Annotated in this window: 27 protein-coding genes; 1 reads left to right on the top strand and 26 read right to left on the bottom strand. The window is 26.9% G+C overall.

Translation table 11 applies throughout. From position 1 onward, the window contains the following. Positions 1–12 precede the first annotated feature (12 nt). From nifJ to BEN51_RS01635, 4 genes are all read right to left on the bottom strand, one after another. A complete protein-coding gene (gene nifJ / locus BEN51_RS01650; protein WP_119864369.1) occupies positions 13–3,543 on the bottom strand; it encodes a pyruvate:ferredoxin (flavodoxin) oxidoreductase in 3,531 nt (1,176 codons plus the stop codon). Between the two features lie 549 nt (positions 3,544–4,092). Further along, positions 4,093–4,578, bottom strand: a complete 486-nt coding sequence (locus BEN51_RS01645) for a hypothetical protein (RefSeq protein ID WP_119864368.1) — start codon at positions 4,576–4,578, stop codon at positions 4,093–4,095. Positions 4,579–4,763: 185 nt separating this feature from the next. After that, positions 4,764–5,054, bottom strand: a complete 291-nt coding sequence (locus BEN51_RS01640; protein ID WP_119864367.1) for a hypothetical protein — start codon at positions 5,052–5,054, stop codon at positions 4,764–4,766. Positions 5,055–5,129: 75 nt separating this feature from the next. Then, entirely contained in the window at positions 5,130–6,284 is a 1,155-nt protein-coding gene (locus BEN51_RS01635) for an amidase domain-containing protein (RefSeq protein ID WP_119864366.1), read from the bottom strand. A gap of 188 nt (positions 6,285–6,472) precedes the next feature. Between BEN51_RS01635 and BEN51_RS01630 the strand changes: the two genes are divergently transcribed. Beyond that, positions 6,473–6,871, top strand: a complete 399-nt coding sequence (locus tag BEN51_RS01630) for a hypothetical protein (protein ID WP_119864365.1) — start codon at positions 6,473–6,475, stop codon at positions 6,869–6,871. Positions 6,872–6,891: 20 nt separating this feature from the next. On the opposite strand, the gene BEN51_RS01625 is transcribed toward BEN51_RS01630, so the two are convergent. From BEN51_RS01625 to ilvC, 22 genes are all read right to left on the bottom strand, one after another. After that, entirely contained in the window at positions 6,892–7,437 is a 546-nt protein-coding gene (locus BEN51_RS01625; RefSeq protein ID WP_119864364.1) for a GNAT family N-acetyltransferase, read from the bottom strand. A gap of 124 nt (positions 7,438–7,561) precedes the next feature. Then, positions 7,562–8,161 (bottom strand): nitroreductase family protein, encoded by a 600-nt coding sequence (locus BEN51_RS01620; protein ID WP_119864363.1) that lies wholly within the window; start codon positions 8,159–8,161, stop codon positions 7,562–7,564. A gap of 44 nt (positions 8,162–8,205) precedes the next feature. Then, positions 8,206–8,628, bottom strand: a complete 423-nt coding sequence (locus BEN51_RS01615; protein WP_119864362.1) for a MarR family winged helix-turn-helix transcriptional regulator — start codon at positions 8,626–8,628, stop codon at positions 8,206–8,208. Positions 8,629–8,725: 97 nt separating this feature from the next. Continuing rightward, positions 8,726–9,607, bottom strand: a complete 882-nt coding sequence (locus BEN51_RS01610; protein WP_119864361.1) for a hypothetical protein — start codon at positions 9,605–9,607, stop codon at positions 8,726–8,728. Between the two features lie 106 nt (positions 9,608–9,713). Then, positions 9,714–10,364: a hypothetical protein gene (locus tag BEN51_RS01605; RefSeq protein WP_119864360.1), complete on the bottom strand. Its 651-nt coding sequence runs from the start codon at positions 10,362–10,364 to the stop codon at positions 9,714–9,716. 234 nt (positions 10,365–10,598) lie between these two features. After that, on the bottom strand, positions 10,599–11,378 hold the full coding sequence (locus tag BEN51_RS01600) for a hypothetical protein (protein ID WP_119864359.1): 780 nt from the start codon (positions 11,376–11,378) through the stop codon (positions 10,599–10,601). Between the two features lie 89 nt (positions 11,379–11,467). After that, positions 11,468–11,863, bottom strand: a complete 396-nt coding sequence (locus tag BEN51_RS01595) for a hypothetical protein (RefSeq protein WP_119864358.1) — start codon at positions 11,861–11,863, stop codon at positions 11,468–11,470. A gap of 412 nt (positions 11,864–12,275) precedes the next feature. Further along, positions 12,276–12,434, bottom strand: coding sequence for a hypothetical protein (locus BEN51_RS13725; protein WP_164704061.1), 159 nt, complete (start codon positions 12,432–12,434; stop codon positions 12,276–12,278). A gap of 38 nt (positions 12,435–12,472) precedes the next feature. Next, positions 12,473–12,634: a hypothetical protein gene (locus BEN51_RS13720; protein WP_164704060.1), complete on the bottom strand. Its 162-nt coding sequence runs from the start codon at positions 12,632–12,634 to the stop codon at positions 12,473–12,475. A 405-nt stretch (positions 12,635–13,039) separates the two neighbouring features. Beyond that, positions 13,040–13,246 (bottom strand): hypothetical protein, encoded by a 207-nt coding sequence (locus BEN51_RS01590; protein WP_119864357.1) that lies wholly within the window; start codon positions 13,244–13,246, stop codon positions 13,040–13,042. A 40-nt stretch (positions 13,247–13,286) separates the two neighbouring features. Then, entirely contained in the window at positions 13,287–13,616 is a 330-nt protein-coding gene (locus BEN51_RS01585) for a hypothetical protein (protein WP_119864356.1), read from the bottom strand. Positions 13,617–14,089: 473 nt separating this feature from the next. Beyond that, positions 14,090–14,485 (bottom strand): hypothetical protein, encoded by a 396-nt coding sequence (locus BEN51_RS01575; protein WP_119864354.1) that lies wholly within the window; start codon positions 14,483–14,485, stop codon positions 14,090–14,092. Positions 14,486–14,615: 130 nt separating this feature from the next. After that, complete coding sequence (locus tag BEN51_RS01570) at positions 14,616–15,728, bottom strand: HlyD family secretion protein (RefSeq protein ID WP_119864353.1); 1,113 nt, start codon at positions 15,726–15,728, stop codon at positions 14,616–14,618. Further along, entirely contained in the window at positions 15,715–16,212 is a 498-nt protein-coding gene (locus BEN51_RS01565; protein WP_119864352.1) for a hypothetical protein, read from the bottom strand. Before BEN51_RS01565 ends, BEN51_RS01570 begins: the two co-directional genes overlap by 14 nt. Next, on the bottom strand, positions 16,199–18,478 hold the full coding sequence (locus BEN51_RS01560) for a peptidase domain-containing ABC transporter (protein ID WP_119864351.1): 2,280 nt from the start codon (positions 18,476–18,478) through the stop codon (positions 16,199–16,201). The genes BEN51_RS01565 and BEN51_RS01560 overlap by 14 nt, the downstream gene beginning before the upstream one ends. Before the next feature lie 302 nt (positions 18,479–18,780). Then, complete coding sequence (locus BEN51_RS01555; protein WP_207652790.1) at positions 18,781–19,479, bottom strand: hypothetical protein; 699 nt, start codon at positions 19,477–19,479, stop codon at positions 18,781–18,783. A gap of 23 nt (positions 19,480–19,502) precedes the next feature. Further along, a complete protein-coding gene (locus BEN51_RS01550; RefSeq protein WP_119864350.1) occupies positions 19,503–19,892 on the bottom strand; it encodes a hypothetical protein in 390 nt (129 codons plus the stop codon). Positions 19,893–20,259: 367 nt separating this feature from the next. Further along, positions 20,260–20,973, bottom strand: a complete 714-nt coding sequence (locus BEN51_RS01545; protein WP_119864349.1) for a LytR/AlgR family response regulator transcription factor — start codon at positions 20,971–20,973, stop codon at positions 20,260–20,262. 208 nt (positions 20,974–21,181) lie between these two features. Further along, on the bottom strand, positions 21,182–21,424 hold the full coding sequence (locus BEN51_RS01540) for a GIY-YIG nuclease family protein (protein WP_119864348.1): 243 nt from the start codon (positions 21,422–21,424) through the stop codon (positions 21,182–21,184). Further along, a complete protein-coding gene (menA, locus tag BEN51_RS01535; RefSeq protein ID WP_119864347.1) occupies positions 21,424–22,371 on the bottom strand; it encodes a 1,4-dihydroxy-2-naphthoate polyprenyltransferase in 948 nt (315 codons plus the stop codon). Before menA ends, BEN51_RS01540 begins: the two co-directional genes overlap by 1 nt. Positions 22,372–22,534: 163 nt before the next feature. Then, positions 22,535–23,386: a 4,5-DOPA-extradiol-dioxygenase gene (gene ygiD, locus BEN51_RS01530; protein ID WP_236906234.1), complete on the bottom strand. Its 852-nt coding sequence runs from the start codon at positions 23,384–23,386 to the stop codon at positions 22,535–22,537. Between the two features lie 192 nt (positions 23,387–23,578). Next, a complete protein-coding gene (ilvC, locus tag BEN51_RS01525; RefSeq protein WP_119864346.1) occupies positions 23,579–24,583 on the bottom strand; it encodes a ketol-acid reductoisomerase in 1,005 nt (334 codons plus the stop codon). Positions 24,584–24,587 lie beyond the last annotated feature (4 nt).

Here is a 24,587-nt window from a genome sequence, read left to right as displayed (position 1 = left end):
TGTGAAATAAGATTAGAATATTATATTTTCTGATAACAGCTTATATCTGTTATATCTTTCTTTGGCTTCTTTTTCTAACTCATTAAACATTTCTTCCGCTGCTTCTGGATTAGTCTTCATTAAAACAGAATATCTAAGCTCGCCCATTAGGAAATCTCTTAATTTTATAGTTGGTGACTTTGAATCTAAGATAAATGGATTCTTTCCTTCCTTCTTAAGTTCTGGATTATATCTATAAAGTGTCCAATATCCAGAATCCACAGCTCTCTTCTCTTCATATGGAGTATTTCCCATACCAAGCTTTATTCCATGATCTATACAGGTTGCATATGCAATTATTAAAGATGGTCCATCATAATTTTCTGCCTCTACTATAGCCTTAATAGTCTGATTCATATTTGCTCCCATAGCAATTTGAGCAACATATACATTTCCATAGGTCATTGCCATTAAAGCTAAATCCTTCTTCTTTGTATTCTTTCCTTTAGAAGCAAACTTAGCTACTGCTGCCTGTGGAGTTGCTTTTGATGATTGACCTCCAGTATTTGAATATATTTCAGTATCAAAAATTAAGATATTAACATTTTCCCTGGAAGCTAAAATATGATCTAAACCACCAAATCCAATATCATAAGCCCAGCCGTCTCCACCAAATATCCATTGGGATCTCTTTATAAAGAATTCCTTATCCTTTAATATTTCTTTTGCAACATCTAAATCAATTTTCTCTAATACTTCTATGAGCTTATTAGCTCTTTCTCTTGAACCTTCTCCTACTTCTCTATTATCTAACCAGTCCTTTAAAACTTTCTTATATTCTTCAGGAATCTCCTCTTCCAATGCTAAGCTTATATTATTAGCAATTCTTTCCCTTATAGCTTTTACTCCAAGATACATCCCATAACCATATTCTGCATTATCTTCAAATAAGGAATTTGCCCAGGCAGGACCATGACCATCCTTATTTTTCTTATAAGCAGTTGAACCTCCTGAAGCTGCCCATATTGTAGAACATCCTGTTGCATTAGCAATCATCAGTCTATCACCAAATAACTGAGTAACAAGTTTTGCATATGGAGTTTCTCCACAACCTGCACAAGCTCCTGAAAACTCTAGCAATGGTTCTTCAAACTGACTTCCCTTAACTGTCGTTTTAGCAGAAATATTTTTCTTAGGCTTTAACCTTCTTACAGCATAATCCCAAGCTTTAATTTGATCCTTCTGACTTTCAAAGGCCTTCATAATTAAAGCTTTTCCTGGAGCTGGACAAATTTCTACACAACTTCCGCAGCCAGTACAGTCTAATGGAGTAATTCCAATTGTATAATGATATTGAGGCCCATTTTTATCTACACCATTGGCCTTGACACTCTTGTATCCCTTAGGTGCACTCTTCACTTCCTTTGAAGTAGCTAAAAATGGTCTTATAACTGCATGAGGGCAAACAAAAGCACACTGATTACATTGAACACATTTATCTGGCTGCCATTCTGGAACATTAATTGCAATTCCTCTTTTTTCATATTGAGTTGTTCCAGACATAAAGCTTCCATCCTCTATTCCTTCTTTAATAATAGTTGAAACTTTTATACTATTTCCTTCTAATTTATTAATAGGATCACTAATTTCCTTTATAAAGGAAGGTAAATAAGATCTATCTTCTTCATCTATATCTTCACACTTTTTCCAAGCTTCCTTTACTTCTACTTTTTTAATTGAACTTATTCCCCTATCTATAGCCTCAAAATTCATATTGACTACTTTTTCGCCTTTTCTTCCATAGGCTTCAATTACTTCTTTCTTTAAATATTCAACAGCATCTTCAAGCTTTATAATATTGCTTAATTTGAAGAAAGCAGCCTGCATTATCATATTAATTTTTCCACCTAAGCCAATTTCCTTTGCGATATTTATGGCATCAATAATATAAAATTGAATATTATTTTCTGCTATATATCTTTTCACCTTTGGATTTAATTTTTCTTCTAATTCTTCTTCACTCCAAAGGGTATTTAAAATAAAGATTCCATTTGGCTTTAAATCCTTTAATATATCATATTTATTTACATAGGATTGATTATGGCAGGCTATAAAATCTGCCTTTTTTATTTCATAATGAGACTTTATAGGCTTATCTCCAAATCTTAAGTGGGATACTGTAATTCCTCCTGATTTTTTTGAATCATAAGCAAAATATCCCTGTACATATTTATCTGTATAATTACCTATTATTTTTATAGCACTTTTATTAGCTCCCACTGTTCCATCAGAGCCTAATCCGTAAAATTTACATGCAATAGTTCCTTCTTGCTCTATATCTATATCTTCATCTATTTTTAAAGAAAGATTTGTTACGTCATCTTCTATTCCAATAGTAAAATTATTTTGAGGATTTTCTTTCTTTAAATTTTCAAATACAGCTATAACATCTCTTGGATAGATATCCTTTGAGCTTAATCCATATCTTCCTCCATAGACCTTTGGACTATCATCAAGTTCAGAAACTGCTCTTAACACATCTAGATATAAAGGCTCTCCAATAGATCCATGCTCTTTTGTCCTATCTAAAACAGCAATTTTTCGCACTGTCTTTGGCATTACCTTTAACATTCTTTCTATAGAAAAAGGTCTATAAAGTCTAACCTTAATTAATCCAACCTTTTCTCCCTTAGCCCTTAAATAATCTATAGCTTCTTCAATAACCTCTACTGAGGATCCCATTGAAACTATAATTCTATCTGCCTCTTTATCTCCATAATAATCAAAGCAGTGATATTCCCTTCCTGTTAGTTCTTTTATTTTATCCATATATTCTTCAACAATTGCAGGAATATCTTCATAGTATTTATTTAAAGCTTCTGCCATTTGAAAGTAGATATCAGGATTTTGTGATGTTCCTCTAACTACAGGATGATCTGGATTTAAAGCATTTTCCCTAAAGTTTTTTAAAGCTTCTTCATCTATAAGATTTTTTAGTTCCTCATATTCTAAAAGTTCAACCTTTTGAATTTCATGAGATACTCTAAATCCATCAAAGAAATTAATAAAGGGCATTCTAGTCTTAATCGCTGTTAAATGAGCGACTGGAGCTAAATCCATAACTTCCTGTGGTGAAGCTTCACATAGCATTGCAAAACCTGTTTGTCTTGCAGCCATAACATCCTGATGATCTCCAAAAATGCTTAAGGAAGAACTCGCTACTGATCTTGATGCTACATGAATAACTGCTGGAAGCCTTTCTCCTGCCATTTTATACATATTAGGTATCATTAATAATAAGCCTTGAGATGATGTATAAGTGGATGTTAATGCTCCTGCTTGAAGAGAACCATGCATGGCAGCTGCTGCCCCTGCTTCTGACTGCATTTCTACAATTTTAACTCTTTCATTAAATATATTTTTCCTACCCTTTGATACCCATTCATCTATTTTCTCTGACATTGGTGATGAAGGAGTAATTGGGTAAATTGTACTTACTTCTGTAAAAGCATAAGAAATATATGCTGCTGCAGTATTTCCATCTATAGTTTTAATTCTTCTCATAAGTAACTTAACTCCTTTAGTGATATTTTTTATTTTATCCATAAGTCTATAACTTTAATAGCTTTTATTGTGCAAATATTATATACATTAAAATATACATCAAATGATAATTAATTTCAAAATTCTTTTATAGTAAGTTTTCGAAGAACTTACCATTTATACCTTTATAGAACGAGATTTTCTAGCCATAACACAATATTTATTAATTACTAGTCATCCCATATTGGGTCACTCCCTATCTGTGTTACTATAAGTTCACCCTATGAAACAAAAAAATTCTTCTCTAACTGAACAGTTTATGAACAACTAGATGAATTCATCAACCCTAGAGCTAACATATTATAAACTAACTTTACTAAAATAGGTGTTGGAGTTTACAAGCTAGGTAACACTTACTATGCAACACAAAAATTTTACAGATAATTTTATCAGGCATAGGAAGCAGATAAGAAGAAAAAGTAATAGATAAAAGTAACAAGTAGCAAATGAAGTAACAGATAAAAGTATAGAAAAAGCAGTTTCTCAATTAAATTGTGAAACTGCTTTTTTTTATTGAATTTCTTCTAATTTATTTTTGTAATATTCTAAGTCTTTATCTACACTACCTTCTGTATATTCAGTATCAAAATCCTTATCTAATGCCTTAATTTGTTTTTTTATGCTAATAAGTTCTTCTAACTTAGCATTTTCATCTTCTTTTTCATTTTTTTCCTCTAATTCTTTCAATTTATTTTTATAATATTCTAAATCTTTATCAATATTGCCTTCTGTATATTGAGTATCAAATTCTTTATCTAAAGCTAATATTTGTTTCTTTATGCTTACCAATTCCTCTAATTTTTCATTTTCATCTTTATCGTTAGATGATACTTCATTTTTTACTCCATTTTGATTAGTTTCACTAGAATTCTCATTTTGTTTACTTCCACATGAAACACTTATTCCTATAACTAATAGTATAACAAGTATACTTGCAATTCTTTTTCCTATCATACCTAAATTTAATGAATTCATAAGTTTATTAATTCTTTTCATGTAAATTTCCTCCTTAACCCCTTTTTAAATCAGCCTATTATTACTAATTTACTATATTTTATCATATTAATGCTCTATTTTATATAACAAATTAATTAATAATCTAAAATTAAGGGGTAAACTAAATTTAAATAAAATTATTTATTTTAGTAAATTTTCACTCAAAAAACCTTATCAATTACTTATTATATATATATTCGCATTAATAAAAGCTTTATCTGTGGAATTAGCAAAAATATTAAGCAGAATAAAAGTAAAATTGATGATGCAATAATAGCGTATCTTCTTTTCTTTCTTATATTACTTATAAAATTCATAATATTAATAATAATAACACTAAATATTACATACCAATTAGATAGATTTTTAGGACCATATTGATGTTTAGTAAAACGTAAATAGATGCCCAATATAAATATCAAAATAGAAAGAACTAAATAAATAAGTTCTTCTTTTATATTAAAATTACTTTCCAATATGCTCTCTCCATAATCATTGTTTTAATATTATTTTATGTATCAAATAAGCTATTGCCATATATCACTCTTTTTCTATTTAAAATATTGAGTTAAATGGATGTATCTCTTAACTCCTGGATAGGTCAATATTGGTCTATTAAAAACATCATAACTTCGTGCTGCCACTGTAAGAGTATATAAATCACCTGAACCTTTTATGTAAGGCTGTACTACTACTGGCGAATGAGTAAATATACCATCATCATTAAAATCTATCTGTATTACATCTCCAATTGTAACATTAAAAAAATCACTATCTACCCCATGAGGTCCTAAGCCATCATTATTAATTAAATAATCATATAAAAACATAACTCCAGTCCAAGAAGGGGAACGATTATTTAAACTATAGTAATACCATTGATACTTACCTTCACTATCCATAGGAGCACCACCAGCATGAATTACTTGTGATGTAAAATTAGTACAATCTCCTCCTAGATTTGTAAAATCATAGAAGGCCTTATTAGGATTATTATAATGTTTAAAGGCATATTCCCTCATTGCAGTCCTATTAAAATCATAAGCCCTAAGCTCAGCTTTTTTGGAATTATATACTGAAATTATATTATCCGGATTTCCATTTAAACTGCTGCTATCCTGATCTATTGCTTTTTCTTCTCTTTTTATAAATTCATCAATATTTATAGCTTCATTTCTATTATTTTCATTATTAATTGCAAAATCCCAAATATCATTGGAAATACAATCCTTTATTAACCAATCATTATTTACCTTTTCTAACTCTACTGAATAATCTATAATTTCATTTGTTTCCTCATCTAAAAACTTATATTTATATTCCTTTTCAACTCTTAAATCAACATTGGCCTTATTTCCGTTAATATCAATATTTAAATAAGCATATTTATGCTTATAATCATCTACATATAAATCAAACTTATCATATCGTCTATTAATAATATATATCTTTTTAGATATAAACTGCTTAAAGCTTTCATCTGCTACATAATTTGATATATCAACTTCCTCTCCTTTTAAAATTGCATCATCACATTTCTTTAAAAAATCCTCTGTTGTATTTTTTATGTTTTTTCTTTCAAATAGTAAACTGTTATTAGATAAGATGAACATATTTGTAGAAGCACTCACCTTAATCATTATTCTGCCAGATAATAAAATTGTTAATAACACTAATGCTAAACTAACAATAATTCTTTTCTTCATTTTTGATACCTCTTTTAAATAAATCTTGTATATCTATTTAAAAGTATGTGCAAAAAATCATATTATATATCTCCATTTTTTCCTTTATAATTTCAAAATTATTGTATAAAAAGAAAATACCTTATAGAAATATTTGTAAAATAAGGTATAATATAACTATAACTTTTTTATAGGAGGTTCATCATAATATGAATAATATTTATGAAATTAAACCCGCATTATGTAGTGTAATAACATACAAAGAAATAAAAGCTTCAAAAATAGCGGCTAATTTTATTACTAAATTATTTTCTGGTGTAACTGGTAATAAAATAAAAAATAACTATAAATTAATCCTTACTGATGAACACCTATATATAAAAGCAATTGACTGCTCAAAATTAAATGAATTCTCTGAAAAACAGAATATTAAAGCCTTTTCTATTAGGGATATACTTTCCTTTGAAATAGAAAAAAATAATAATAAAACATCAATTAATATTTCAACTAAGAAAGATAAAATTTGCTTTATTTGCAATAATGAAAGCGAAAGCAAATCTGCATTAATAATGAGTAAATTAATAATAGAATTAAAAAATTATTTATAGTTTTTTAATTCTACTATTATCTATTCTAAATATAAATCCATTAGTATTTCATCATAATATTTACCATTTATATTAAAGAAGTTTTTATGAAAACCTACTTTTTTAAAACCATGTTTTTCATATAATCTAATTGCGTTAATATTGCCCTCTCTAACTCCAAGAAATATATTTTTTATAACTCCAGTATTTTTTGCAAATTCAATTAATTCTGCCATAACTACACTGCCAATACCTTGTCCCCAGTACTCCTTCTTAACTGAAATAGATATATCTGCATTATGAATTATTCTTTTTCTATTAAAGGAACTTATTTGTGAAACACTAATTATCTTTTCATCAATTATTCCAACTAACATAAGGGAATTATTATCTTTATTTATACTTTTAATATATTCCTTCTCTTCTTCAACTGTAAGTCTAAATTCATTTTCTCCAAAAAGTAAATTATCACTTTCTCCACCTATAATATTTAAATACTCTATCATATTAGGAGCATCTTCCTCATTTGGTCTTCTAAGTATTAATGTTTTTCCATTTTTTAATTTTACTTCTTTTAAAAAATTCATTTAATCCCTCCTAAGCTTTAATTTATTTAATTATATTTTATAAGGGAATTTTTGTAAATAGATTGATAATATAAAAAGAAAAGCCATGATTTAAATAAATCATAGCCATCTTAGTATTTATATTTTATTTCTTAATTAATAATCTGTTTGAAAGATCCATATAATCTTTTTCCCCAGCTGCTGCTTCTATGCTTCCAAATGGCATTTGAGCTGTCATCTTCCAATTAGTTGGAATATCAAATTGCTTTTTAACTTCTTCTTCTATAAGTTCTGTATAATGTTGAAGAGAAGCTCCTATTCCTTCTACTGAAAATCCTGTCCACACTAAATATTGAAGTATTCCTGTTGCTTGCTCTGACCAAATTGGGAAGTTATTTTTATATAATTCAAATTTTCCTTGTAAAGTTTTTATTACATTTTGATCTTCGAAAAATACAACTGTACCATAACCTGCCTTAAAAGAATTTATCTTAGCTTCTGTTGATGAAAAATTCTCTGCTGGAACTACTTTTCTTAAAGCTTCCATTGTAATATCCCATAGCTTATCATGAGACTTACCTAACAAAAGTAATACTCTTCCGCTCTGAGAATTAAAAGCTGTTGGTGCATGTATTATTGCATGTTCCACAATACCTCTTATATTATCCTCTGCTAAATCTACATTCTTACCTATTGAATATATACTTCTTCTTTCCTCTACCGCTGTAAAAAAATCCTTACTCATAATTATCTCTCCTTTTCATTGTTCTTAAAAAAGTTTCAAACTTATTATTTCAATATTTTTCTCATTTTAATCAAATTAGTAAGCAAACTTCTTTTACTCTCTTCATCCATCTCTGATAAAAGGTCATTTAAAAATTCTTTATGCTTTTTAAAAACCCTTGATATAAGTTCTTCTCCTTCCTTAGTTAAGGAAACATAAAATATTCTCTTGTCTTTTTCGCATTTTTTTCTTATAACTAAATTTTTGCTTTCTAATTTATTTATTACATAAGTTATAGTTCCGCTTGTAACCAATATCTTATCTGCTATTTTTTGAACTGGCTGAGGACCTTGATTATAAATAAATTCTAAAACACCAAACTCACTTAAATTTAGTCCATTTTCCTGAACATTTTTTTCAATTTTAGAAATAAGACCATTATAAGTCCTAACCATAGCTAATACTATGTTTAAATTTATGTCCTTCATGCAATCACCTTACAGTTATATTATCTCGATTTCAAGATAATTATACAATAAATATATCTTGATTTCAAGATATATTTATAAAATAAAAAAGAAGGAGCTAATCCTTCTTTAAAATAAAATAATTATAATCTTCTTTACCTATAGCATCTTTTATTTCTTTTAACCTTAGGAACATCCTTCTCATAGTAACTATAACTGGTATTGTAAAGATTATACCAATAAAAATTATATAATCATATAATTCCCTTTTCATATTGATAAAAGACAAGATAAGAGAAATTAAGTATCCTGCTAAAGCAAATATGAAATTTCTTATAAATATTTTTTTCGCATACTCTTTATCTAAATAAAAATTCATATAGTTCTCATAATTCTTTTTAGCAAACCACACTGCCACTGCTATTGATAATATTACTGGGATTAAATATCTTTCCTCAGTTCCTTCCATATTCTTAGTGTTAGCAATAGATAGTGATATTCCTACAAATATAAAATAAGAAAACAAAGAGGAATTAGCTGCTTTAACCATATTTCTTAAATTAGATTTTTCTAAATATGATATTTTTTCTTTTTTCTTATCTTCCTTATTAACTAAATACTTTTCATATTCCTGTAATTTTCTGTTCATTATATTTTCAAGAATACAATTTATTATAAATAAAATTAAAATTATTCCTAATGATAAGTACATATTGTTAAAACCATAGGAAATTTCAAATAAAATTATTACAAAAGCTGCTAATCTAACTCCCCAGTCTAATCTAGCTGCATATTTTATTGCTTTAAATTCCTTATTCGCATCACTTGCTAATATAAAACTTGTTATTATCATAAATAATAATGGACTGCTTCCTATAAAAAATTTAGTTAAATTATTTAAATTATCTAAACTATTACTTTTTACTAAAGCATACATAAATAACATTACTGTATAACTTAAAACATTTAATCTGCTTAATAATTTTATATTCTTATTCATAATTCCCTACTAGCCTTTCCTTTTATTACTACTCTTAGGAAAATTGTCTATTTACTCTTAAAAGTAATTCCTAATTATAATGGATAAATATTTATATATCTAAATTTTATTTCATTATCTTATATCCTTTATTCTTATAATTTGCATAATAATTGCTTAATAAAAATATATAAGTTATACCAAAGATTACACTTAAAGAAGTAAAAAATATTTGCATACTTGTAGAAGCTTTTTGTTCAAATAATTTAATAGCTAGAATTCCAAACAAGAGCATTAATAAAGTTGTAGGAAATGTTATAGCAGTAACACTTAACCATAACCAACGTTTTCTTTCTTTATCTGTTGCAATAAAATCATTATTTACTAGATTTACTTTTACATCTTTATCAAAAGTAACATTAAAATAATAATTTATTGTCTTTATAAACTTCCTAGGCTTTATAAAGCCTTTTTTAAGTATTACATCTATATTTATATCCTTATCTAGGAAGAATTCTGCTTCATATACTGCATAAAGAGGTGTTTTCTCTAAAGCAGATATATCAAATATCAACAAAGGAGCAATAAGATAAAAATACCTATTTTTATAAAATTTTTTTTGCTCTATTCTTATAGTATGTTTTCCTTCATATGTTGTATAATTATAAGACTTTTTTCCAGGCTTAATTTCAAAACCATCAATAAAAATCTTTATTCCATCATAATCTTCAAGTATTTTAGTTTTATTTACTATAGTTATTTTAAAATTATTTGACAACCTATTTCACCTCTCTTTGTAATTTATATATAAAAAATATAATATTGTTATATAATCACAAATCTCACTCATATATTCATTACCAATTTTACTAATTATACCACAAAATGTTATTTATTTTTATAAAATAAATTTAAATATAAAAAAATAAGCTTTAAATGAATTTATAATTTCATTTAAAACTCTTTCTTTTTGAAACTATTTATAAAAATCCATACATCTACACAATATTAACTAGTTAAAAAATTTAAAAAGTTTAAAAGATGTGGTTTTGGGAAAAATATTATCTGATACAATAACCCAATTCAAACCTATAATTATGCAGTTAAAAAATATTTTTATTCCACTCATATTTAATGCTATTATTATGAAAATATTAATCATAATAATGCACAATAACTTATTTACCTCTTTATTTTTTTGAGGATAAGCTTTATTTATCTCTACTTTCATTTTCCTTATAATATTTAATTCAAAAATTAATATTAATATACTTGCTATTATATTCAATATTAATTCAACCCTCGGAAATGATATATAAATTACTAATCCCACAGAACTTTTATATAGCAAATTATAGATAGAGCTTTTATTTTCAATATCTACTTCCTTTAATTTTTTAATTATAGAGTTAAACGTAATATCCGAATTGCTTATTTCCCTACTAATTCTAATAGAGAAGTAAGAATCACATAAAAAAGCAATAGCAAATAAAATTAATGCTAAGTATTTATATAAATCAACTAAATAAGACCAAAACCCCAAAAAAAGTATTAAGCATATTGCCTTACTAGAAATACTAACCTTAACTGCTTTCTCATTAATTTTATAACCTAAATTAATAAACATATCTGGAATTAATGAAAATAGAAAAGATAGAACTAACCCCAAAGTTGCTACTCCCCATAAATAATCATTATAATTCAAGTAGTCCATTATTATCATATAACTAATACAAAAATAAAAACTAATATTAGATAAGAAATATATCACATTAATATTTTGTTGTTTCATTTAATCCACCTACTTTATATATTCTTAAATACTCGTAATAAAATATTGTATTTATGATTATAATAAATATTAGTTAAATAAATAATTGTTTAATATCTTACAGAATATACAACTCCTAAACTGTCCTTAAAGATATTCCAATTCCATGAAATATCTACTCCTCTATTTATTGCCCCTCTGCATAACGCTGCTCCAAAAGTAATTATTTGAGATCCTGCATATGTCAGAACTACTCCCACTGCCCATCCAGCCACGCCTCCAAACATAGCTGATACTTTATTAATAAGCAATTTTGCTAAAGTATATGACATTGCAATATTAAGGTATGTGGAAGGATTTATTGCTAATGCAGCTAAAGCTAGGCGACAATCATTTTTAGAATAAAACTGCCCCCCGTCTAAATACTCCATTTCATCCCTGTCAACATCTACATAGCTATTTGGCAATTGTAATTCGTATTCTCTGCCTAATACAAAAGCGCTCATAATTCTCCTCCATTACTTATATATTTTAAAAGAATATTAGAAATTTGTAAGTATTTAACACACACTTAATTAATTCGCGCGCTATGTATGCTAAAATTTATCTTTCTAATTTTCTTTTAAGTACAATTCATTTATATCTATATAAGCTTTTGATAATCTATTATAAAATTCACTTTCTGTATCATTATTTTAATAGATATTTTAGTAAGACCGCTTTCTCTTTATTGTACTTAAAATCGAGTAGGAGGAAAATAATTATTTTATTTTCCGTCCTCTCACACCACCGTGCGTACCGGTCTGGTACACGGCGGTTCTTTAAGTTTAATAAATTTTAATATATTGATGCGTTAGGCTTTTCAAGCCTAATTTCGAAAAGAATTGATTTGTAAGAGTTGTATTTAATATAGCACTATTAGCTATTTGGCATAAAAACTAGATTTAAATTTCCTATAATTATTGAAATTACTTTTATCTCTTTTAACCTTAAGAACATTTTTCTCATAGTAGCTATAGCTGGTATTGTAAATACTATTCCCACAAAAATGATATAATCATATAATTCTCTTCTCATATTAACAAAAGATAAGATAAGAGAAATTAAACATCCTGTTAAGGCGAACATTGAATTTTTAAAAAATATTTTTTTGCATACTTTTTATCTAAGTAAAAGCTCATATAGTTTTCATAATTCTTTTTAACAAACCATACGGCTACTGCTACTGATAATATTACTGGTATAAAACCTCTTTCCTCAGTTCCTTCCATATTCATAGTAGTAGCAATAGATAGGGCTCCTCCTAGAAATATTAAATATAATTCTCCTAAACTATATATTATTTATGATGTTATACATTAAATTTAAATTACATAACACTATTTTTAATATTTCTCTTTTTCTTTTATAATCGAAAAAGCAAATAATAGATTACTATATACAAGTCCACATTATTTTTTTAATCTTTACTCCTCCGTTTTTATATTTTTAATTAATTTCTATACTTCCCTTACAAATTAAAAAATTAAATATTTATTTCAAAGAAATTCATATTCTTAACTACTATGTCTCGCCATTTCTTTTATTGTATAATAAGAAGCTTTAAAAGAATCATTATTACTATAATTCCTTTAAAGCTTATTAATTTAATTAGACTTTTTTAAATTCATAATATTTATTCGCTAAATAATTCTTATTATCAATCCTAATGTCAATAAACTGAATCCTATAATTAGAATTCCTAACGAAGTTTTAAATAATTTTATAGCATTTGAATATTCTAATTCCTTTTTATTAATCTCATATCTAGATATTTTATTACAACCTACAAAATATACTATTATAGATATAATGATACAAGAAATATAAAGGCTTGCAATTATCCACATACTTCTCATCCTTCCAAAATGCTTATTATTCAAATATAAACTACCACAACTCTATTGCACCACTATATCTTACCTTATCTATTCTATCTAGAACCATTGCAATTCCTTGCCCCAACGAAAGATTTAAAAACAATTCTAATCCAGATACTATACTACTTGCTAAAAAAACTGCTGCTGATAAGCCAACTTTCCTTAGTAAAGTACTAGTTGCTTGCACAACTAATCCTCTTGCATTTCTTCTTAATATTTCTCTTACTGAACCAACTATTCCAATAACTCCAGTAACTACTCCACCAACCCATATTAGAACATCTAGTGCATATCCAATGTTTTGTACTGAATTCCAAGCACCTCCATCAACATACTCCATTTCATTATTGTCAATTTCAACATAGCTATTTGCTAATTGTAAAGCATACCCTCATGCGCTCATTTTATTCTCCTCCATTATTTATATATTGATTTTAAGGGTATATTTAATAATTTTAAATATCTAAAACTTATAATTTCTAATAAGTATTTAATATCTTTTTAGAAGATTTAGTATAAAATTTTCTCTTAACTTTTTAATAATTATTCTTTTATCAAAAGAGAGTTAGGATATTAACACTAACTCTCTTGATAATTTACATTATTATTCATACTCCATATTAAATTTTATTTCTATTTTTGATTGAAAAGTCCTTAATATAGAATAGTCTAATAGCTATATATACTCCTATAAAAAACTCTACAATATATAAAATCCAATAATACTTTACTAATGCTGGATTTCTTACATATAAAGTAAATGAGGCTATAATTATAAATATAAATAAACTTAATATATCAATTTTATTTATATTACCACAACGCATTACAAACCCCGTTATAGCGTACCGTATCATTAGCATCCCATATATTTGCAACAAAGTCTCCTATAGAACCAGAGGCTATTCCCCAAATTGCTCCTAATACCATTCCTGCTATTCTATTTGCTGCTTGAACTGCAATATATTTTGTAATTGCTCCTACAATTTTTTGTTTTACATTGGTTGAACCAAGTGATTTAATTATACTTTTAACCAACGTTATAGCTCCCCCACCAAAAGCAGCAGCAAATACGATGTTTACAGCTCCTGCAACTATCCAGTTATAAACACCACCTCCATCAACATACTCCATTTCATCGCTGTCAATTTCAACATAGTTATTTGGTAATTGTAATTCGTATTCTCTGCCTAATACAAAAGCGCTCATAATTCTCCTCCATTACTTATATATTTTAAAAGAATATTAGAAATTTGTAAATATTTAACACACACTTAATTAATTCGCGCGCTATGTATGCTAAAATTTATCTTTCTAATTTTCTTTTAATGCAAATTAATTAACTAAACTTTACTCCTATTAATTCTAATAGGTATTTCATATAAGTTATCTTTTCATATTTAACTCTTGTTTCTGTTACCATTCCTAAGCTTAAATTAACTTTTTCTCCTTTAGAATCTTCTAGATATGTTTTTTCAGGCTTAACCCTTACTTTGAAATATACATTTCCATTTTCATTATCAATGGTTGCATCTTCATCAATACTAATGACACTACCAGGTATTGTTCCATATTCTGCTTGGTTAAGACCCCCAACTGCTAATGAAACTTCATCTCCAACATGGATTCTTGGTCTATCACTAGAAGGTAGCATTGTTTCTATAATTAATTCTTCTTCCTTGCTAGTTATTGTTCCAATTAAGCTTCCTCCCTGAATTACCATTCCAGTTGTTAATGGTGTGCTTAAATGTACTGTTCCACCTTTTTGAGCTACTACTTGATATTGCTCTTTACTTTTCTCTAAGGCTTCTTTTTGTGAAACTAATTTTGAAAGCTCTACTTCATATTGATTTCTCTCATTAGAAAACTCTGAAATAGTTCTATAATAATGTTCATTTGCTTTATTTTTTTGTGTTTTTACAAACTCATCTATTTGCTTTTGCTCATATCCTTGGTCTTTTAACGACTGTTCATCTACATCAAATTCCTTTCTTGCCATGTAGGCTTGATTTAATCTATTATAAAATTCATTTTCTGCTTCATCATATCTATCAAAATAATTTGTACCATTAGCTGCATTTTCTTCTGCTGCTTTCAATAATTCAATTCTTCTACTATAAGTATCTATTTGCGAATTTACTTGCTCTAACTGAAGGTCTGTTTCTAAACTATTTGTTGTAAATAGTACATCTCCTTCTTTTACTTCACTTCCTTCTTCAATGAATACTTCCTTTATTTCTCCTGATGCTTTAGTCATAATATGAGACTTATTTTCTGAAACAACTAGACCTTGTCCCTTTACCATATATGTTTTTACAGATTTATTTGCCCAAATTAAAGCTGCAACTATTAATGCTAAAACTATCAAAATAATATAATTCATAAAAGCTGGTGGCTTTTTATCATAAAGTACTTTACTATCAGTAATTTCATTTAAATTATATACTTTCAAGTAATTCTCCACCTTTCGCTTCTTCCATAAATACATCTGCCACTATATTATCTTCTTCTTGCTTAACAAAAACTGTATATGAGTCTCCTTTTAACTTTATATCATTTTCAAAAGCATATACACCAAGTTTTTGATAAGCATATTGTAGATTTTCTTGTTTTTCAGTAAACCTTGCAAATAAACAATTTGTTACCCTAATTTGCGGCTTTATACTATAAGGCTTTTCAACTTTATAAATTGAATTCTTAAGTTGAACCATTAATTTCATTTTTATCTTAGCCTCACCATTTTCATCAGTTTCAATTCCAGAATAATTAATCATTGGTCCAATAGTTGAAGCGCCTTTTGATTTTATATAGCTATCCATCATGTAACTTATTCTTTCGATATCAATTAATTCATTTTCACTTACTTCTCTTATTAAAACGTTATTTAACTTTAAAGTTTTATTTTCCCTTACTATTATTTTTTCAATTGTACTCATAAATTTCACCCTCCTCTATAATATCTTCTTCTAACTTAATCTCTTTAGAAGAGACATCTTCTGTACCCATATTTAAATTTTCATTAAATACTATTTCTTTTTCTTCAAAAGATCCTACCTGACTTATATATAATCTATAATAATAACCCTTTTTCCTTAACAAGCTTTCATGGTCACCAACTTCAACTACTCTACCCTTGTCCATAACATAAATAATGTCGCAATTTCTAATAGTTGAAAGTCTATGGGCTATTATAAGCATTGTTATATTTTTTCCCTTTTTAAATAAAGTGTTAAATACTTTTGCTTCACTTATAAAATCTAAGTTACTAGTAGCTTCATCTAATATCATAAATTTAGACTTCTTAATTAAGGCTCTTGCTAATGCTAGCCTTTGTTTTTCACCACCTGATAGCCCGCCACCAGCTTCTTCTAAGAAGGTTCCATATTTACCAGGCAGCCTTTCAATAAATTCGCTGCAGCCTGAATTTTCACAAGCTGCTTTTATTTCTTCATAACTTGCATTTGGTCTTCCTAAAGTTATATTATCCTTAATAGTTCCTGAAAATAGTTCCACATTTTGAGGAACATAAGAAATATTCTGTCTTAAATTATATAAATCTAACTCTTCAATATTATATCCATTAATATTTATTTTTCCTTCTTCAGGAGTATAATACTTTAATATTAACTTAGATATTGTAGTTTTTCCGCTTCCTGATTCACCAACTAAAGCAACTTTCTTACCTTTAGGTATTTTTATACTTACATTTTTTAAAACTGGTGATCTGCTTCCGTATCTAAAAGTAATATTATTAAGTTCTATATCTCCATCTATCTTTTCTAGTTTTACCTTATCAAAATCTTCTTCAAGCTGTTCTTTTTCAACTTCATATATTTCAGAAATTCTTTTTAAGGAAATACTAGCTTCTTGAATACTTAATTGAAGGCTTATAAGTCTTCCAATAGGATCCATAAAATATCCTGATAAAGTTGTAAATGCCATAAGACTTCCTAAAGTTATATCTCCATCCATTATCATTCTTGCTCCAATATACATAAGTACAAGATTACCCATGGTAGATACTGCTCCTGATATAGATCCTTGAATATTAGACAGAACTCCTTCTTTGAAGGCAATTCTTAAATTTCTTATATATTCATTTTCTAACTTTTCTATACTTTTTTCTTCTGCCGAATTTACCTTTATTGTTTCAATTCCTCTTAAGCTTTCTATAATTTGACTATTTAATCTGGCTCCTGCTTCCATTTGTTCTATATTAATTTTCTTATAAGGATGTTTAAATATATATATTAAAGCTGCACTAATTAAGGTTAAAACTAATATTACAATAAATAACTTCTGATTCATTACATATAGAATAGAAGCTGATGCTACTGCCAGAACAATATCCATTAATAATGATAAAGAAACTGAAGTTAGTATATTTTTTATTGTAAAGGCATCACTAAACCTAGTTAATATATCTCCTACCTTTCGCGTTGCAAAAAACTTCATAGGCAGTTTATAAACATGCTTGAAATAACCTAATAATAAAGGAATATCAATTTTCTGTGATAAATATAAAAGCATATGCTGCCTTATTGCCCCAAGTCCTATTTGAGTTATTCCTAAAACCAAAAATCCTATTACAAAAATATTAAGTTGATTTTTTAAACTATATGGAAGAATTTCATCCATAAGAATTTTATTAAAGAATGAAGATGCTATTCCCAATATAGTTAATATAACTGATGCTATTATGCTATATATAAAAAGTGACTTTTGAGGAAGTAATAATTGAATAAACTTATTAAGAATACCTTGCCCTTTTATTTTGCCAGGATTAAATTCTTTATTTGGTACTAATAAAAGTAATATTCCATCAAAACTTTCAAAAAACTTATCAATGTTAACCTTTTCTTTTCCCTTAGCAGGATCTAATATTATTACTTCTTCCTTTTTGACTTTGTGTATAATCACAAAGTGTGTCAGTCCTTCCTTTGTAATAACATGAGCGATTGCAGGAAGTGTATATTTGCTCTTAAATCCCTCTTTATCAACTCTGATAGCTTTAGTATCAAAGCCTAATTTTTTTGCACCATTTTCTAAACCTGCTAAAGTTGTTCCTTTTATATCAGTTCCAAGTATATCTCTTAGTTTTGTTATAGTTATTTCTTTTTTATAATACATACATATTGTTGCTAAACTTGCTGCTGCACAATCTGTTATATCATGCTGTTTCACTAAATATTTATTTCTCATAAAATCTTTCCTCCATTTTCTACAAATATTTTAATAAAAAGGAAAGAAATTGTGTTAATTTTGGGAATAAAATATAAAGAATAAATATTAAAAGGAATATCTTAAATTAATATTCCCTTAAATCCACTTTTTGTCAATTTAGTTTTGTTTTAAATATTATAAATAACTTTAATCCTTACTTTAACAAAATAATAGCTTCCGATTTTATTATAACTTCAGGTGTTATAATAAGAACCGGAAGCCTTTGTTTCTAAGAACAATTAGTACTATAAAATATTTTCATATCCAAAAATTGTGATAATTTATTTTATATATAATATTATTTTATTTAATAATTCACCTTTTATTTCATTATCAAAATTTCCATAGTATAACTTGTTATCTTTAACTAATATACATCCCATAAATATTATTGGATCATCAAAAGTTCTACCATGTAATTTCTTTTGCGGTGAATTAACATATATATAATATCTATCATCACTATTTTTGAAATCATCTGCTTTATATTCTATAGTTTTAAACTCATCTTGAAGCATATATAACACATCTTTTTCTAGTGTAATTCTAGTTTCAAGATCATTTTTATCATTGCAAAGAACAAAGTCATTATACTTATTCATAGTATAATTAATTATACTCTTATCTTGCAAATATTCTCCTTTAGTATAATTCATTGCAAAATCATCTATAACAGAAAAATGAGTATAGTTTTTATCACTCTCATCAACAAGTACTTTTCCCACAATTAATAATAAATCATTAACTATGCTTTTATTTTTTACACTTAAGTAACCTATTTCTTTCAAACCATTTTCATTACCTAAGTCAACAGTTGATGGAAAATATACTTCATCTTTCATTTCAACCGGCTTATACCTATAATGCTCATCAGTTATATATCTTGCAACTATATCCCTTTGTTCTTTTACTGCTATTAAAAGCATAATACTTATAATACTGATAAATAATATGCTTATTCCTAATATTATTTTTTTCACTTGCTATCCTTAAATTTTATTTTTTAACCTGGTAATGTCCAGATTAGTTCGCAAGCAGCTACAACATACCATCTTGGATCATATCCATCTCTTATATCGATTGGATTAGCACTTCTCTTCATTTCTTCTAATGTGCTGTTAGAAATTCCTAACGCTGATAAACCAGATAATCCATAATATGCTGCAGCATGTCCTCTAATTTCTTTCGCAATAACTAAGATGTTGGAAAATGAAATTACGCCTTGAATCCATAAGGTTGTTGCATAGGAAAGACAATATGCAGATGATAACATCGCTACATTCACAGGGATAGAATATCCCCCATCAACATACTCCATTTCAGCTCTGTCAATATCTACATAGCTGATTGGTAATTGTAATTCATACTCTCTGCTTAATACAAAAGCGCTCATAATTCTCCTCCATTATTTATATATTTTAAAAGAATATTAGATATATACAAATATTTAACATACACTTAATTAATCCGCGCGCTATGTATGCTAAACTTTACCTACCTAATTTTCTTTTAATTCAAGTTAATTTTTTATTCCAATGGATTAACCTTTCCTCTACTTTCTATAATTATTCTAATAAAAGAAGAATTTATTATGTTAAATTTTAGAGGGAAATATAAAAAATCTATATCGAAAAGAATTTTTTGGAATAAAATTCCTTTTAGTGCAATTTTTATTTCTATATATAATCCTTAATTTTTTAGTTTAATAATAAAAAGTAAGGATTAGCATAAATAAAAATTCTAATCCTTACTTTAATGATTTACTTAATAATATTCTTTATATATTTTCTATAACTATAACTTAATTCGCTTGTTTTATCATAATTGTAAAAACTTATTTCCCAAAGTTTAAAATTGACTTTTCTTATTTCTTTTATATGTTCTAAATTTACTGCAAAAGATTTATGAGTTCGTATAATATTGTCATTATTTATTTTATCAAGTATTTTATTTAATCCATCTGATTTTATTTTGTATTCTCCATGCAAAGTATGTAAAATACAGCTTTTTAAATAAAACTCTATAAATATTATATCTTTTGTATATACCCTTACATCATTACCATCTATGGTTTTAAAAAAATTATAACTTTCATTAGTAATTTTATTTTTATGCCTTAAAAACTTATCAATTATTTTTTTAATATTATTTACACTTATTGGTTTTGTTAAAAAATCATAACAATTAACTTTTTTAAATGCTGTTATAATATAATCAATTTCTTTACTAATGAAAACTATAGGAGTTAATTCATATTTTTCAATTTTTCTTATATTCTCTGCTAATGTTAATCCAGATTTCTGCTTTATGTTCATCTCTATAAAGAATAAATCTATTTCTTCTTTTTCAATTATATACATGGCTTCTTTTTCAGATTTTGCTTCATATACTCTTATATCAATGTAGTTCTTCTCTATTATTTTTCTTAATATACTACTTTGAAGTGTATCATCTTCTACTAACAATATATTCATATATTTTCCCCCACAAGTATTAAATTGTCTTCTTATTATACAATAAAATTAACTTTTTTGTAAATATATTGAATACATTTATATTTTTTACTTAATTTCCTGAATAGTTTATATTTTAATTAATAAAAAAGGATTATTACAAAAAATACTTTCAACATTCCATTTTTTGCATTAATCCCATAATTAAATATAAATTTACTATAATATTTTATTGAAATTTAATTAACTTTACCTTTTCTTTTCTTGATAATTGTTTTATTTCATATTCCCTTTTCATTGCTTCTATTTTATCTTCATATTCTTCATAATAAACTAATTTTACTGGAAGCCTTACCCTTGTATATTTTGCTCCCTTTCCATTATTATGAGCTGCAATTCTTTTTTCTAAGTTGTTTGTCCATCCTGTATATAAACTTCCATCAGAACATTCTAACATATAAACATAATTCATTATATTATTACTCCAACTAAAATAGTAATAGCTAGTACAATATTAGTAAGGGCAAAGTTTTCAACTGCTAATCCAAAAGTATCTTTTTTAGTTTGAAGTTCATTAAATTTATCTATATTTTCCTTGACCTTTTTTAGTACTAAAACTGATAAAAGAGAATAAAGAGGAAGAACTCTAATAACAACGGCTATAACAATTGCCATATAACCAATATAATATAGCCACTTAAATAATTTAAGGGCATTTTCCTTGCCTATATAAATTGGAAGAGTATATCTCTTATTTACTATATCATCTTCTATATCACAGATATTATTTGCCAACATAATATTTGCAATTCCTGTTATTGCAGGTAAGCAAACTATAAATAAAATAACAAGTTCTTTTAAGTTAAATACTATATTTATACTATTAAAATTTGTATAATCGATATTTAATATCCCTCTGTCAAATATATGTATATACATAGTTATAAAAGTTAATAAAAATCCCATTGCAAGACCGGAAAATAATTCCCCAAAGGGAGTTCTAGAAATTGGAATTGGTCCAAAGGTATAAGTAATACCAATAACAAAGGCTAATGCACCAAGTAATAAAACCACAATATTTGTATTTGCAACTAATAATAATCCTAAAAGAGCTGCTGTTCCTAACATTGCATATATTAAATATCTTACATGATCTGGATTTAATTTATCTCTTACAATTGCATTATGACTTTCATATCCAAATCCTTCTTTTTTTATTGCCTTTGCATAGTCTATATAATTATTTATTGCTGTAGTTGTCATATCAAAAATAAGCATTGAGAAAAACATTATTATTGCATTTTTAAAATTAAAAATATTATATCTATAATATACAAATAAGGAGGCTAAAAAATATGGAATTACACTTGCAGCCTTTGTTTGTATCTCTACTAGCTTTAGAAAACTTTTTATTTTCAAATTCAATACTTCCTTTCAGATAAAATTATTGTATTAAATATATATATAATTATTGGACAACATTTAATCCAGCATTATTATATCACATAAGTTATATCATATAAGTTAAAATTTTAAATGTAAAATAAAGAGAAAGTTCTCCTTAATTATCAATTGGTAACTATCAATTGATTATAAAACTTCTCATAGCCATTGAACCATTTTGTATGTTTTCATGAATAAAATCTATTTTTTCTCCTTCTTCTTGAAGGGCTATTGTATAAATCAGCGGAAGATAATGATCAGGAGTTGGAACTGCTAGACTTGCTATTTCTCCTAATTTTTTATAATTAATCACATTTTCATGATTTCCCTCTAATAATGACTTTTTAATATATTCATCAAATTCTAAAGCAAATTCAAGAGGCTTAGCATCCATTTCATATTCCATTACTCTTAAATTGTGGGATATATTGCCGCTTCCAATTATTAAAACTCCTTCTTCTCTTAATTTTAATAATTTCTTTGCCATATTATAATGTTCTTCTTCTGTTAAATCAGCATTTATACTTAGTTGGAAAGTTGGCACATCTGCTTTAGGGAATAAAAAATGCAATATTCCCCAAGAACCATGGTCTAATCCCCAATCTTCTGTTAACTTAACTCCAAAATCCTTTAAGAGCTCATATGTTTTTAATGCATATTCTTTTCCCCCATCTGGTCTATACTCCATTTTGTACATTTCATCTGGAAAGCCGTAAAAATCATATATTTGTTTAGGTTTATCTGAATAAGTTATATATGAACCCTTTGTATAAAAATGGGCTGATATTACAAGTATTGCCTTTGGCCTTTCTAAGCTTTTTCCGAATTCACTTAAATCTCTTGTATAATCATTATCTAAAATCATATTTAAAGGACTTCCATGACCTATAAATATAACAGGCATCTTATTTTTCATATTATCACTTCCCTTCTCTATATTTTTATCTTTACCTTTGATTAATTTTATAAATTTATTAAATCCATTTTTCATAATTACTCTTTAATTAAGCTCCTAACTTTTATAATTATAACTTTAAAACAAATAATTTTTATTAATTAATATTTTATATTATTACCATTGTAAGTTTCCTTATTTAAAATATCAAGTATTAGTGTCTGCATTTATTATATAATTATAAAAGGAGCTATATCAAAATTTCTTGATATTGCCCCTTTTATATCTTTAATCTAACTTTTTAGTATCAATCCAGCTCATCATTTCTCTTAATTCTTTTCCTACCTTTTCAATTGGGTGTTCTGCTTCTAATCTTCTTCTTGCATTAAACATTGGTCTTCCAACTTGGTTTTCTAAAAGCCAATTCTTAGCAAAAGTTCCATCTTGAATTTCTTTTAATACCTTTTTCATTTCTTTCTTAGTATCTTCTGTGATAATTCTGTCTCCTACAAGATAATCACCATATTCAGCTGTATCAGAAATGGAATATCTCATAGCTGCCATACCACCTTGGTACATTAAATCTACTATCAGTTTCATTTCATGCAGACATTCAAAATATGCATTTTCTGGAGCATATCCAGCTTCTACTAATGTTTCAAAGCCTGCTTTTATAAGGGCAGTAACTCCTCCACAAAGAACAGCCTGCTCTCCAAACAAATCTGTTTCTGTTTCATCTTTAAAAGTAGTTTCTAAGATACCTGCTCTAGCTCCTCCAATTCCATTTGCATATGCTAATGCTAAATCTTTTGCATTACCAGTTGCATCTTGATAAACTGCTATTAAACATGGAACTCCAGAACCTTCTGTATAAGTTCTTCTAACCATATGGCCTGGGCCCTTTGGAGCACACATAAATACATCTACATCTGCCGGCGGAACAATTTGACCATAGTGGATATTAAATCCATGAGCAAAAACAAGCGCATTACCCTTTTCTAAATTTGGTGCAATTTCTGATTTATATACAGCTGCTTGTTTTTCATCTGGTAATAGTATCATTATAACATCTGCTAATTTTGCAGCTTCAGCTACAGTTAAAACTTCTAATCCTGCCTTTTCGGCTCTCTCTTTAGATTTACTTCCTTCATAAAGACCAACAACAACATCTACTCCGCTTTCCTTTAAGTTTAATGCATGAGCATGACCTTGGCTGCCATATCCTATTATTGCTACCTTTTTTCCCTCTAATAACTTTAAATTTGTATCTTTTTCATAATACATTTTTGCCATTTTA

This window comes from Clostridium isatidis (assembly GCF_002285495.1).
Classification (GTDB): domain Bacteria; phylum Bacillota; class Clostridia; order Clostridiales; family Clostridiaceae; genus Clostridium; species Clostridium isatidis.
The sequence above is the reverse complement of the archived record's forward strand: the minus strand, read 5'-3'. Positions and strand labels throughout refer to the sequence as shown.

Bases quoted from the DNA above. Each gene is read 5' to 3' on its own strand.
- BEN51_RS01545 (WP_119864349.1), bottom strand. From the start codon at position 20,973: ATGAATATATTGTTAGTAGAAGATGATACACTTCAAAGTAGTATATTA.
- BEN51_RS01595 (WP_119864358.1), bottom strand. From the start codon at position 11,863: ATGAGCGCTTTTGTATTAGGCAGAGAATACGAATTACAATTGCCAAAT.
- BEN51_RS01585 (WP_119864356.1), bottom strand. From the start codon at position 13,616: ATGGAGTATGTTGATGGAGGTGCTTGGAATTCAGTACAAAACATTGGA.
- BEN51_RS01620 (WP_119864363.1), bottom strand. From the start codon at position 8,161: ATGAGTAAGGATTTTTTTACAGCGGTAGAGGAAAGAAGAAGTATATAT.
- ilvC (WP_119864346.1), bottom strand. From the start codon at position 24,583: ATGGCAAAAATGTATTATGAAAAAGATACAAATTTAAAGTTATTAGAG.
- BEN51_RS13725 (WP_164704061.1), bottom strand. From the start codon at position 12,434: ATGAGAAGAGAATTATATGATTATATCATTTTTGTGGGAATAGTATTT.
- BEN51_RS01615 (WP_119864362.1), bottom strand. From the start codon at position 8,628: ATGAAGGACATAAATTTAAACATAGTATTAGCTATGGTTAGGACTTAT.
- BEN51_RS01540 (WP_119864348.1), bottom strand. From the start codon at position 21,424: ATGAATTATGTTTATATGTTAGAATGTTCTGATGGAAGTTTATATACA.
- ygiD (WP_236906234.1), bottom strand. From the start codon at position 23,386: ATGAAAAATGGATTTAATAAATTTATAAAATTAATCAAAGGTAAAGAT.
- BEN51_RS01560 (WP_119864351.1), bottom strand. From the start codon at position 18,478: ATGAGAAATAAATATTTAGTGAAACAGCATGATATAACAGATTGTGCA.
- BEN51_RS01550 (WP_119864350.1), bottom strand. From the start codon at position 19,892: ATGAGCGCTTTTGTATTAAGCAGAGAGTATGAATTACAATTACCAATC.
- BEN51_RS01630 (WP_119864365.1), top strand. From the start codon at position 6,473: ATGAATAATATTTATGAAATTAAACCCGCATTATGTAGTGTAATAACA.
- BEN51_RS13720 (WP_164704060.1), bottom strand. From the start codon at position 12,634: ATGAATATGGAAGGAACTGAGGAAAGAGGTTTTATACCAGTAATATTA.
- BEN51_RS01645 (WP_119864368.1), bottom strand. From the start codon at position 4,578: ATGAAAAGAATTAATAAACTTATGAATTCATTAAATTTAGGTATGATA.
- nifJ (WP_119864369.1), bottom strand. From the start codon at position 3,543: ATGAGAAGAATTAAAACTATAGATGGAAATACTGCAGCAGCATATATT.
- BEN51_RS01600 (WP_119864359.1), bottom strand. From the start codon at position 11,378: ATGAAACAACAAAATATTAATGTGATATATTTCTTATCTAATATTAGT.
- BEN51_RS01625 (WP_119864364.1), bottom strand. From the start codon at position 7,437: ATGAATTTTTTAAAAGAAGTAAAATTAAAAAATGGAAAAACATTAATA.
- BEN51_RS01635 (WP_119864366.1), bottom strand. From the start codon at position 6,284: ATGAAGAAAAGAATTATTGTTAGTTTAGCATTAGTGTTATTAACAATT.
- BEN51_RS01590 (WP_119864357.1), bottom strand. From the start codon at position 13,246: ATGTGGATAATTGCAAGCCTTTATATTTCTTGTATCATTATATCTATA.
- BEN51_RS01575 (WP_119864354.1), bottom strand. From the start codon at position 14,485: ATGAGCGCTTTTGTATTAGGCAGAGAATACGAATTACAATTACCAAAT.
- BEN51_RS01610 (WP_119864361.1), bottom strand. From the start codon at position 9,607: ATGAATAAGAATATAAAATTATTAAGCAGATTAAATGTTTTAAGTTAT.
- BEN51_RS01565 (WP_119864352.1), bottom strand. From the start codon at position 16,212: ATGAGTACAATTGAAAAAATAATAGTAAGGGAAAATAAAACTTTAAAG.